Annotated in this window: 12 protein-coding genes; 1 reads left to right on the top strand and 11 read right to left on the bottom strand. The window is 37.9% G+C overall.

Annotation, left to right across the window (positions count from 1 at the left end; all coding sequences use genetic code 11):
- Nucleotides 1-94 precede the first annotated feature (94 nt).
- From pcp to HMPREF1151_RS08610, 5 genes are all read right to left on the bottom strand, one after another.
- Nucleotides 95-748, bottom strand: a complete 654-nt coding sequence (gene pcp, locus HMPREF1151_RS08630) for a pyroglutamyl-peptidase I (protein WP_038141567.1) — start codon at nt 746-748, stop codon at nt 95-97.
- A 53-nt stretch (nt 749-801) separates the two neighbouring features.
- Entirely contained in the window at nt 802-1,731 is a 930-nt protein-coding gene (locus tag HMPREF1151_RS08625) for a DUF979 domain-containing protein (RefSeq protein WP_005381544.1), read from the bottom strand.
- A gap of 1 nt (nt 1,732) precedes the next feature.
- Nucleotides 1,733-2,482: a DUF969 domain-containing protein gene (locus tag HMPREF1151_RS08620; RefSeq protein WP_009661736.1), complete on the bottom strand. Its 750-nt coding sequence runs from the start codon at nt 2,480-2,482 to the stop codon at nt 1,733-1,735.
- 157 nt (nt 2,483-2,639) lie between these two features.
- On the bottom strand, nt 2,640-3,125 hold the full coding sequence (locus HMPREF1151_RS08615; RefSeq protein WP_009661765.1) for a GNAT family N-acetyltransferase: 486 nt from the start codon (nt 3,123-3,125) through the stop codon (nt 2,640-2,642).
- A gap of 239 nt (nt 3,126-3,364) precedes the next feature.
- Complete coding sequence (locus HMPREF1151_RS08610; RefSeq protein ID WP_009661710.1) at nt 3,365-5,527, bottom strand: S-layer homology domain-containing protein; 2,163 nt, start codon at nt 5,525-5,527, stop codon at nt 3,365-3,367.
- A 712-nt stretch (nt 5,528-6,239) separates the two neighbouring features.
- Here HMPREF1151_RS08610 and HMPREF1151_RS08605 point away from each other — a divergent pair.
- Nucleotides 6,240-6,515 (top strand): membrane protein, encoded by a 276-nt coding sequence (locus tag HMPREF1151_RS08605; RefSeq protein WP_005381441.1) that lies wholly within the window; start codon nt 6,240-6,242, stop codon nt 6,513-6,515.
- A 125-nt stretch (nt 6,516-6,640) separates the two neighbouring features.
- On the opposite strand, the gene HMPREF1151_RS08600 is transcribed toward HMPREF1151_RS08605, so the two are convergent.
- The 6 genes from HMPREF1151_RS08600 to HMPREF1151_RS08575 all read right to left on the bottom strand — a co-directional run bounded on the left by HMPREF1151_RS08600 (nt 6,641) and on the right by HMPREF1151_RS08575 (nt 12,201).
- Nucleotides 6,641-7,141 (bottom strand): hypothetical protein, encoded by a 501-nt coding sequence (locus HMPREF1151_RS08600; RefSeq protein ID WP_005381468.1) that lies wholly within the window; start codon nt 7,139-7,141, stop codon nt 6,641-6,643.
- Nucleotides 7,142-7,200: 59 nt separating this feature from the next.
- Entirely contained in the window at nt 7,201-7,605 is a 405-nt protein-coding gene (locus HMPREF1151_RS08595; RefSeq protein WP_009661857.1) for a PACE efflux transporter, read from the bottom strand.
- 145 nt (nt 7,606-7,750) lie between these two features.
- Nucleotides 7,751-9,217 (bottom strand): DASS family sodium-coupled anion symporter, encoded by a 1,467-nt coding sequence (locus HMPREF1151_RS08590; protein WP_005381470.1) that lies wholly within the window; start codon nt 9,215-9,217, stop codon nt 7,751-7,753.
- A 411-nt stretch (nt 9,218-9,628) separates the two neighbouring features.
- Nucleotides 9,629-10,453 (bottom strand): MetQ/NlpA family ABC transporter substrate-binding protein, encoded by an 825-nt coding sequence (locus HMPREF1151_RS08585; protein WP_005381439.1) that lies wholly within the window; start codon nt 10,451-10,453, stop codon nt 9,629-9,631.
- Nucleotides 10,454-10,507: 54 nt separating this feature from the next.
- Nucleotides 10,508-11,179 carry a methionine ABC transporter permease gene (locus tag HMPREF1151_RS08580; protein ID WP_005381510.1) on the bottom strand — a complete coding sequence of 224 codons (672 nt, stop codon included), beginning with the start codon at nt 11,177-11,179 and terminating at the stop codon, nt 10,508-10,510.
- Nucleotides 11,179-12,201, bottom strand: coding sequence for a methionine ABC transporter ATP-binding protein (locus HMPREF1151_RS08575; RefSeq protein ID WP_009661780.1), 1,023 nt, complete (start codon nt 12,199-12,201; stop codon nt 11,179-11,181). The genes HMPREF1151_RS08580 and HMPREF1151_RS08575 overlap by 1 nt, the downstream gene beginning before the upstream one ends.
- Nucleotides 12,202-12,304 lie beyond the last annotated feature (103 nt).

Raw genomic sequence — 12,304 nt, 5'->3', positions numbered from 1 at the left:
TCTCATCTATACACAAACAAAATATATGAATCTATATTCTCTACACCGCATCATCATACTATATAACATGCGATACACGTATTAAAGATACCGCCTATTCATGAGGTGTTGTATAGTTAATATCTTGTGCCTTGTAGCTTTCACCATGAGCCAATACATGCACGATGGTTTCCAATGTGGCACGTACAGTTTCAACAGCCATGCTAGGTTGATTTGGTTTATCCACCACTTGAGATGGCAAGTACGGAATGTGCATAAAACCAGCCTTGATATTGCCCTTTTGTGCCGCATAATGGCACACACCATACATCAAATGATTGCATACAAACGTACCAGCCGTATTAGAAACTTTTGCAGGAATGCTCGCTTGATGCAATGCATTGACGATGTTTTTAATAGGTAATGTAGCAAAGTACGCACTAGGCCCATCAGCTACGATTGGCTCATCCTCTGGTTGGTTGCCTGCATTGTCTGGAATGCGGAAGTCATCGCAGTTAATAGCAACTCGTTCTACCGTAATATCTGGACGGCCCCCTGCTTGACCTACACATAGAATAAAGTCTGGTTGGCATTTTTCAGCAGCTGCTTTCACAGTATCAACAGAAGTATAACGTACAGTTGGCACCATTTGAGTTACCACCTTGTAATCGCCATCAGTATAACCATCCATCGTTTTTACAGCTTCCCATGCAGGATTAATAGGTTCGCCACCAAATGGATCAAATCCAGTAATTAAAATAGTTTTCATCATAACACCTCATAAGGATATTTCAAAAGATTGTTCATCCACAGAACAAGGTCTTAAATAAAATAGTACATCAATAGGATATTCAACACGAGCATAATCAATGCAATTGGAAGTTGAGCTTTAATAACACCGTATTGATCACGCATTTCAAGAAGCGCTACCGGTACAATGTTAAAGTTGGCAGCCATAGGTGTCATCAAGGTACCGCAATAGCCAGCAAGCATTGCGATAGCACCAATAGCAGCTGGGTTTGCACCATGAGCTACAACGAGCATTGGAACACCGATGGCACTTGTAATCATCGCAAAGGCTGCAAAAGCGTTACCCATGATCATTGTGAAGATGACCATACCGATGCAGTATGCTACAACTACGAGAAATACATTATCTGCAGGCACCACACTAGCTACAGCACTGGAGATAATTTTACCAACGCCAGCCAAATTAAATAGATAGCCTAGGGCCGCTAATAATTGGGACAAGATAGCAGTCCAACCGATAGCATCGATAAGACGACGACCTTCATGGAAACCTTGGTTAAATGAACCCTTAGTGATGTAAAGAGCAGCGCACATTGCAATGATAGCGGCAATACCAAGACCTACAAGAGCACCTAATTTAGTAAAGAAGCCAATGATAAATGTGATGATACCAACAAGCAACGCTGGTACGAAAATAACATTACCAATACGAACTGCTTCGCCTTTTTTGAATTCAATAGGAGACTCAAAGTAATGACCTTTGCCGAGTTGTTTTACCAAGACGATAGCAGCCATGGCGATAACGAGCCAGCCATTTATTTCCTTTGATAGATAAGAACCAAAGATAAAGGACACGCTGTACAAGAGCCAGAATAGGCCTGTACCGATACGATATTTATGTTCTTTATCTAAAAATGATTGAATGGCAAAGATAAATAGAATAATCCCTACAAGAAGATATACATAATCTAAGGGCTGCATTTTATAGATAAGTTCTAACATATTATTCAGCCTCCTTCTTTAATTCTTCTGGTGTAACAAGGATATTAAATTCATTAGGTACTAATTTACCAGCTTTCATATCATCTTCGTCACGAGCTACAGAGGCTTGAATTGTTTTATCAAAGATAATAAAGCGAATGAAGTTAACGATATAGGCACAAACAGCAGTTGGCAATCCGTATAACACCATATCTGTTAACTCTACAGAATAGCCTAATTGTTCCATAACACCTTTGATAAGCAATAACCCACCAGCAGCAAGGAACAAGTTTTGACCGAAGAAATTGCCTGTATTATCTGCAGAAGCAGCTACACCACGCACCTTATCAAGAGTACGTTGAGATACTGGGCTACCTTGAGCTACTGCAGCTTCACTCATAGGTGCAATCAACGGACGTACCATGGCAACCATACCGGACATGTTAATACCAAAAGCTACAGTGACTTGGCGCACAAATAAGTAAATCATAAAGATACGACCAGCCGTAGCAGCGTTGATCTTGCCGATCAAAATTTCTGCCCGTTCACGTAAGCCATGACGTTCCATAAGACCAATAACAGGTAAAATCAAAATAAATAATGACATATAACGATTTTTAACGAAAGCCTCCCCAATGGCACCAACGATATCGTTGATACTGAGACCACCTGCAAGGCCCGTTACAAAACCTGCGGCTACGACAACTAACAAGGCATTAAAGCGCAGCATCAGACCGATGACCATCACTAAAATACCAGATAAGACTAACATAGTCTCACATCCTTTCAATAAACCATCTACCATTCAAAATGAACGCATAGATATGACATATATGTATATATTATATATCCAAATGTAAAAATCCTGTACTATCTTGTACAAAAAAATACACCTCATGAGGAATATCCTTACGAGGTGCATGTATTAGTTATATCAAGTCTTTTTTAAACAATACCGTTGTATGTTGTTTTCCTCTAAAGTGTACTTGATCATAAGCTTTAAATCCAAAGGATTCATACATCTTAGGCAACCATGGGTGCTCTTTAGCCGTCCCCAATGTAACAGCTGGTGTCTTAAATTGAGTTTTTAACAACTCTTCTGCATAACCAAGTGTTTCCCGTGCATAGCCTTTGCCTTTGAAAGCTGGTGCTGTTACGAAATGGGCAATATGTGGAAATTTATCCGGTGTAGAGTATTTAACCCATGGCATGCAGAATGTAATAGAGCTCACTAATTGTCCGTCAATATACAATCCATATACAGGATAGTTTTCAATCCACTCTTTAGATTCTTCTTCGGTAAAATCGATGGCATCAAAGGTGATTGGAAAATCTTTAATAGCTGCATAACCATCAATTAAAACCTTATGGTATTCCGCTGTATCTTCTACTGTTAATTGTCTGAATTCTTTCATTGTCTTGCCCTCATTTTATATCTTTATCAAACTACTATTTTTATATTTTATACATATATTCTGTATATTTATTATCATGAATGTAATTATACTACTATATGTATCTAAATGCAATAATTCTACATAAATATTTGATGAAGTTTTATAATCTTTATAATAAAACAAAAACAGGATGCATCACGAGGATACATCCTGTTTTGGAGCTTTCACAAGCTCGAGGGGAAGTTATAGTCAATGTATTATTGGCTAATACGGGAACCATATACGTCGCGTTGGTTTTTAGGTTCGTTGTTAACGCGAACACGTTCTGTTTTATGACGGTCATTATCGCCACCAGAAATACGGTCAACACGGTAATGGTTAAGACGAATATTTTGTAATTCAGGTTGGAATTCGTCCATAGCACGACGCATGTTATCATCGATAGGTGCACCGTTTTGAAGAGCACGGTACAACATAGTTGCGAATTCGTAACGAGTCATTGTTGCATCGCCTTTGAATGTGCCATCAGGGTAACCAACAAGGATACCATTACCAGCCAATTGGCTAATGTATTGGTAAGCCCAGTGATTGCGAGGAACATCTGGGAATTCAGCAGTTTTGCTAGGATCGATTGCATGTGGATTCAATACTTGTAACAAGTTATTGTATTTATTTTCAATATCTTGAAGACGTGCGTTCAATTCAGCAATTTCACGGCCCATAGCTACACGGGAACGAGATTCAGGTGCACGTTTGCCAAGACGAATGGATACACCTGCATTTAATTGAGGATTACCATTACCTACTGTGCTACCGATGGAGAACATTGTGTCTTCATTAGGACGGTAGAAAGCACCCAATGCAGCAGAGTTAGCATTATGGTAGTGACCATAACCAGCAGCTACTGTCCATTTATCATCTGGGTTAAAGTCTAATGGATGTAACGCAGCCAATGCAGCAGAACCAGCACCTACTTTGTTAACGCGTTGTTCTACGTCGCCTACACGGTTAGTCAAGTTAGTAATGTTATTGTTGATGGCACCTGGGGTAGAGTTGTTAATTTGAGTTTGTAAATCATTTGCTACGGAGTACAATTGGCTACCATTTACAGCGTCTGTGGAGTCAGCGGAAATTTTACCAGCTGCTACATTATGAATTTGACGTACTTCATTTGTATTACCAACAGATACAGAGCCAACAGGATTTGTACCTGCAAAGCCACCAAATGTATGACCTGCTACAACACCATTAGTTACACTAGTTGCTGCACGAGTAGTTGAATCAGCACCTAATGCGATGGAATTTGCAACAGATGCATTCGCTTTATTACCAATAGCAATGCTATAATCTGCGTTTGCAATAGCGTCTGAACCGAATACATTAGAACGCACACCTGTCGCTTGTGCACCTGCACCAAAAGCTTGTGCATGGTTGGCAGTGGCTTGCGCAGAGGAACCAATAGCGGTAGAGTGATTATCTAATGCCCATGCACCAGATCCAATTGCATTAGATTTGTATCCAACAGCACGACTTTCATAACCAACAGCTACGGCACGATCTGCACCATCTTGACGAGCAGACAATTTACCAGCCAATTGAGCATCTGTAGCGACATTAGGATTAGCAACAAAATCACCTGCTTGTGCACGTGTACCAATTGCTATAGTTCCAACGCGATTAGCAGTCGCAGTATTGCCAATAGCAGTTGCATTGCTTAATGTTGCTTGAGATTTGCTACCAATAGCAATTGCTGCATCACCACTTACAGAATTAGAATTACCAACAGCTACAGAGTTAGCGCCATAAGAACCCGCTTGGCGCGTAGCACTATCTGGCTCATTATCGCTTGTACGATCTCGGAAAGAATGGTCTGCAATAGATACTGTATTGCCTACACCAAAAGCTGTTGCATTTTCTGCACCACCATCGATTTTATTTTGTACACCAACAGCAGCAGAACGATTTGCTGCAGTAGTTGGATCCACACGATGGGAATCTGTTGGTGATGCTGCTGCTTGGAATTCACCTACAATGTTGTTATAACCATATGCTACTGTTTGATTACCATTTGCTTCATTTGTGTCACCAAATACTTGTGCATAACGGCCAAATGCTGCATTGCCATCACCAAAAGCGTTAGCATCTTGTCCATTTACATAGTTTTGGTTACCAAATGCACTAGTGGAACCAGATGTGCTGCGCACTTCATTTTGTTGGCCTACTGCAATATTACCTGAACCTGTTACTACAGTTGTTGGTACTGCCACATTGCTGGATACTGGTGTATCACTAGTTACAATTAAACCATCAGCAGTATTAATTGGTGCCGCACTAACAGGAGCAACTGCGGATACGCCTACAGCAGCTGTAGCAGCTAATACTGCAAATGCTAATTTTTTAGAATATCTGTTTTCTCTCATCTTACACCCTCACTAAATTAAAATCCTTAACAATATACAATACAATTTTTCAGTCTCTCTACTCGCCTCTCTCTTTAGCCTGACCTAAACATATTTTCTCTCTCAAAAGAATTATATTTAAGTTAGTTTAAGAAAAATTTATATTGTTAATTACTTGCATAGCATATCAAAATTTTACGATATGCACAAGACTTTTTTTCCATATAAAGTTCATTAATAACACTTCATATACATTAAAAATAGCATGATTGCCATTCTTCTATGCCATATTGATATACTCATCAATTATTATGATGAGCTTTAAAATCAGAATATTTTGTGCCCTTTTCATACGATACATCAATTTACTTATAAATAATCAATATTTTAATAAGCACAGTAAATCCAAAACGCATTGCCCTCACTATATTTTCATGAACTAATCATGAACACTAGATATTTCTATTCATTTACGATGCTGAATAATTAGTTGTTTCTATGTATTTTTAAATATATTTTAATATTAATTCGAACATTATCTCAACCACATCAAATCTCTATTTTTAAACAAACCATAAACTGTCTTTTTCCTTTTCATTTTCACTAACCTTCCATAAGTACTTAATTATGAAAATCATATACAGAATTATTAATTTACATTTATATACATACAGGATATAATCAAGATGAACACTATATATCTTATTTCGTAATATATAAAGGAGAGGATATTATGGAAAAAGTAAACCAACGTGGAAAGTATTTATTCATTGCTGGTATTATTAGTTTAATTATTGCCATCGTAATCTTATTTGTTATTCCAGATCCATCAGCTAACAATGTGGAGATTGCCAAAAAAGCTACTAGTGCAATGCAAGCGGCACAAGAAATCTCTAAAAACAATCAAACAAGTATTTTAATGCATACAATTGGTATGGGGCTCTTAGGTTTCGGTATCACCGGAACTGTGGGTGGTTTTATTCTTAAATCTATGAAGAAAAAACAATAGAATATCAAATATAAAAAGGTGTTACTACATCCCCTATTGAAACAGTACTAGCTGTTATCAATACAACGAGGATGTGTAACACCTTTTTATTATCTATTTGATGTATTATAAAAGAACCATCAAACCTATTTAACACGTTTCATAATTAGCAATGCCAATATAATCCCTAATGAGGATGTCACAAGTTGTGGCCAACTAGATACAAAGAGCATGGCATTTACAATCTTTGGTGGAAGTTGGAATAAAGAGAAAAACAACGAATATCCACCAAATAGAACACCTGCTTTCACCAATGAAGCCACAATGATAAGTAAAAGTTTTGGTTTATGTTGCAACCAATGTGCGACTAATACATAGGTTGTCGTGCCTAATCCTGTAATAAAAATAAATGGTGGCAATGGTAACATGCCTTGTAAATGTGCTACAACTGGCGCAACCCAGGCAATAACAAGACCATTTTTCCATCCATAACGCCATGTGGCAAGCACAAATGTAGCCGATGTGATAGACCCAATAAGAAACATACTGATCTGATTTGGAATAAATGGAAACATAAGACGCAAACTTTGCGCTAACAAGGCTACGGCCAACAAAAGGCCGGTGCCTGTAATAGATTTTGTAGACATAAGAACCTCCCCTTATACGATATAAATTTTACAAGAGGTACTTACCTCAAATACATGCATTAAGCTTTCACAAAAAATAAACGTACCCGATCATATACCCAGTTATAAACATAGGTATACACCAAGATAATCAAAGTCATAGAAATATCTGTAATAAAAGCCATCCACAGAGTGATACTCATCATATACATAATCATTGGCACCGTAGCCGCCAATAATAGACCTTCAAACAATACAGCATGAATCGTGCGAATTACAGGACCTCGTACCAATCGATCACCTGGTACTAATTTATCAAAGATCCAGTTAAATATGAAATTCCATATGACTGCAGTCAACGAAATTAATATCATCAATAACAATGGTTGCCCCTCATGAGGAATAAATTCAATGACTAGCATCCCGATTAAAATCGCACCCAGTTCAAATATTACTGATTGTATCGTACGTTCAAGAATAGACATATATACCTCGCGTTTATATGCAACCTCTATATGCGTTATTATAACACAATCTAGCGTTTCATTTTAGGTATGAAAAAGCCCTAATATATCTATCGAGCGACTTGCGAAGAACTGGAGCGCAGAGAGATATATTAGGGCTTTAAAACTAGCCTAAAAGTGGCATTACGAACTGAATCCATGGAATACCCACTACGATAAAGATAGCGAGGTAGATAATCCCAAAGATAGCACCTAATTTCCAGAATTCAGGACCTTTGTTATAGCCACTAGCAAACCAGATTGGGCTGTGACCAGTACCATATGGTGTGAGGATACCCATAATACCCATCGGTACTAACAGAATTAACATAACTTGAGCTGGATCAACACCAGGAATTTGAAGAATTAGAGTAGCAAACAAGCCTACCATAGCTGTTACATAAGCAGTGCCAGAAGCAAAGAAATAACGAAGCAAGCAGAATGCTAATAACAAACCAAGAACTGCCATTGTAGGATCTAAAGAAACCAAAGAACCACCAGCAGATTTAGCAAGCCATTCCAAGAAGCCTACATTTTTAAGGCCAGAAGCCATAGGTACGAGTGTAGCAAACCAAGTCAAAACATTCCATGCTGGTTTGTTAGCAAGGAAGTCTTGCCATGTCATAATCTTAGTGAAAATCATCAAGATAATAACGATCAAAGCTGTTGTTGTAGGGTTTACTTTGAATGTAGAAGCACCAATCCACAGTACAAGAGCCAATACAGAAATTAAGGCCATGAAGATTTCACTGCGTGTCATGGAGCCTAGTTTCTTATACTCATCCTTTGCCCAGGCTGCAATTTCAGGGGAACCTTTCACCTCTGGCTTGCAGAATACATAGGTCAACAACGGAGTGATAATGAACAAGATAAGACCTACTGGCAAGAATGCGAGGAACCATGTGCCCCAGTTCGCCGCTACGATACCAGATTTAGCAGACAATTCTAGAGCCAATGGATTTGGCGCTGCACCAGTCAAGAAGATAGAGCTAGACACACATGTAGTTGCCAACGCTACCCAGTTCAAATAGGAACCAATTTTACGAGGGTTCTTATCTGGATAGGAGTCAAACATCGGACAAATACTAGATACGATTGGATAAATGGTACCACCAGAACGAGCCGCATTACTTGGAATAAATGGAGCCAATACAAGGTCCGTAATAGCGATAGCATAACCAAGACCTAAAGAGGACTTGCCAAGCTTTGCTACGAGGAACAATGCAATACGACGACCAAGGCCAGAGTTTTCATAACCAATACCAATCATGAAAGCGGCAAAGATCAACCATACAATGGCATTAGAGAAACCACTAAGGCCCCAGCTGATAGCTTGCGCATCAGTAATCGCCTTAGCGACACCGGTTGCTTTATCTACCACAGGGGCAGGACCAACCTTAAACAACATAGATACGGTAACAGCAATGATACCGATAAAAGCTGGTGGGATTGGTTCTAAAATCAACCCTACCACAAGGCCTGCGAAAATACTTACATAAATCCAAGAATTTGCGCTAAGACCTTCAGGAGCACCGATGAGCCATACAATAATAGCTACTACAAGCGGTGCGAATAATTTCCAATTCAACTTCATTAGAAACTCTCCTTACTACTTCAAAACAAAAATTGCAAAAAAATGCCTATTTAGTATATCAAAAATTTTAATAAGATGATATAAACTCAATCATAACACTTATTAATTGATAATAAACTTTTAGTAATAAATTTCATCCTACTAGTAGTAGAAAACGGCACATTGTAGAACAAGGGACACATCACTAACTGATAGAGCGTGGTGGTCACTATAAAGAACTCTATGAAAACTATGCGGCAGGAATAAGAATTTAAAGCGAAAGAAACCCCTACACATGCTCGCTCCAGCTAGCTTAACGGACAAGGCCATTGGCCTTGTCCTACTAAAGTCGCTGTGCTTGTGTAGGGGTTTCTTTACGCTATGTACTAACAGACACTACTAAAGTCGCATACTTGTACAGTGCCGTCTTTTTTATTCACCTTTTGGTACGAACCATAGGCCATTGTTATTTTTATCCATGTAGTCTTTGAATTCTTGAGAGTGGTAAGCTGCTACGATGTCTTTTGCCCATTGTGCATCTTTGTTTTTCTCATTAACTACGAGTTGTAATAACCATTGTGGTAGTACGTCTTCATTTGCCAATGCAGATTTAGGATCAATTTTTGCATTATAAATAATAGCGCCTGTAATAACGATATAATCGAAGTCAGTACGTACAGAAGGAATTGTAAGGGATTTCATTTCTGTAAATTTAAGATGTTTAGGATTTTCAATAATATCTGCTTGAGTTACTGTTGCTAAATCTTTGTTAGGATCAAGCTTAATCCAACCGATTTTTTGCAATAACGCATAAGCACGAGCCATGTTGGATGCATCATTAGGTACAGCAATAGTGTCGCCATCTGCCACTTGATCTAAAGATGTTTTAGAACCACTAAAGATACCTGCTGGTACTGTTGGAATTGGTGTTAATGCTACAAGATGACCATTTTGTTTTTCGTTAAAGTTTTTCATGTATGCTGTATGTTGTTCAACGTTAAAGTCAACCTCACCATCACTTAACACTTGGTCAGCTTGTACCAAATCAGACATATCTACGCCTTTAAAGGTATAGCCTTGTTTCTCCAAAATTGGTTTTACACCTTTTTCAAACAATTCAGAGTAAGGCCCCTGAGATTTACTGTAGGTTAATTCTTTTTTAGCACCATTATCGCTATTATTAGAACCGCAGCCTGCGATAAAAGCTACGCTAAATACTAATGCTGCACCAAGGGCAAGAAGCTTTTTAAATTTCATAGTACATTCTCCTATACTTTCACAATCAATATAACTAAAATCTATTTCATCAAATTAGGAACGACGCGCACGACGTGCAAAATAGTTACCTATTGTTTGAATAATTTGAACAAAAATAATCAAAATAACTACGGTAAATAACATCAATGGGAAGTTCAACCGTTCATAACCATAGGTGAGGGCCAAATCACCTACACCACCAGCACCAATAGCACCAGCCATAGCAGTAGCACCGATTAGACCAATAGTACCCGTTGTAATAGATAAAATAAGCGAACCTTTTGCTTCTGGTAAAAGAAAATGCCAAATCACTTCAAAATGAGAGGCCCCCATCGATTGTGCTGCCTCGATAATGCCTTTATTAACCTCTAAAATAGAGTTCTCAAAGAGTCGAGCAAGATAAGGTGCAATGAATATAACAAGTGGTACAATAGCCGCTGTTGTACCAACACGAGTACCTACAATCATCTTAGTTAACGGTAATATAAACACCATCAAAATGATAAATGGTACGGAACGCACAATATTAACAATTGTATTTGTAATGGTATAAACAATACTATTTTTAACGATACCATTAGGATTTGTTACTACCAGTGTGACTGCGATAATTAGACCTAGTACTGTACCAATGAATAGAGATAGGAACACCATATATAATGTCTGTTCTGCGGCTAATAATAACTGCGATCCTGGAACACCAAGTTCTTGCATGAAGAAATCCATTATAGTGTCACCTCCTGCCATTCAATACCTTGACCGATAAGATACTCTTTTACCTTACCCATCTCAAGATCATCACCAATAAACTGAACAATGAATATACCAAGTACAGTATGTTCTAACTCTGTTACCGTAGCAAATAATACACTCGTTTCTAAATCAAAGGTTTTATTAATATGATATAGAACATTATCTGTCGTATTATTCCCTAAGAAATGCATCTTAAGAATTGTGTATGGCCTTTTATCACAAGCTAATGTATGTTTCACTGTTGATGGAATTTCATCAGGAATTACAGTCCTAACAAATCGCTTTGTTGTTTCGTATTTAGGTTTACTAAACACCTCAAGTACAGATCCGCTCTCTATGAGCTTTCCATGCTCCATAACTACAACTCGATTACATATTTTCTGAATTACATCGATCTCATGAGTTACGATAACTACTGTTACTCCTAGTTCACGATTAACACGTTCTAGTAATTGTAATATAGATTCTGTCGTATCAGGATCTAGAGCGCTGGTTGCTTCATCACAAAGCAATATGGATGGATCTGTAGCTAATGCACGGGCAATACCAACGCGTTGTTTTTGACCACCAGATAATTCTCCTGGATATGCATTTGCTTTATCGCCCAAATCAACAAAGTCTAATAAGGTTTTAACTTTTTTATCAATGTCGGATTTTGGCACCTTATTAAGAATTAGTGGGATAGCCACATTATCATACACAGATTTAGCATTCAACAAATTGAACTGTTGAAACACCATGCCGATGCGCTTACGAACCTTTCTAAGCTCATTAAAACTTAAACCATTGATATTCACACCATCTATTTCAACATGACCAGAGGTAGGTACCTCTAAGGCATTAATCATGCGAAGCAGTGTAGATTTTCCAGCTCCACTAAAGCCAATAATGCCAAATATATCGCCTTTTTCTATGGTAAAGTTTACATCAGATAATGCAGTAACCTTTTGCTTATTAACGTCAAACTCTTTCGTTACATTTCGTATAGCAATCACTGTACCACCTCTTTCCCTATATATTAGTAGGAATTAATATTTTTCTAAAACATATCTTTAAAGTATGTTTTAATTGTATACTTAGATTACTACAATTTATAAT

This window comes from Veillonella sp. ACP1 (assembly GCF_000286635.1).
In the GTDB taxonomy this organism is placed as follows: Bacteria; Bacillota; Negativicutes; order Veillonellales; family Veillonellaceae; genus Veillonella; species Veillonella atypica.
Note: the sequence above shows the minus strand (reverse complement) of the source record. Positions and strands in the feature narration are given on the sequence as shown.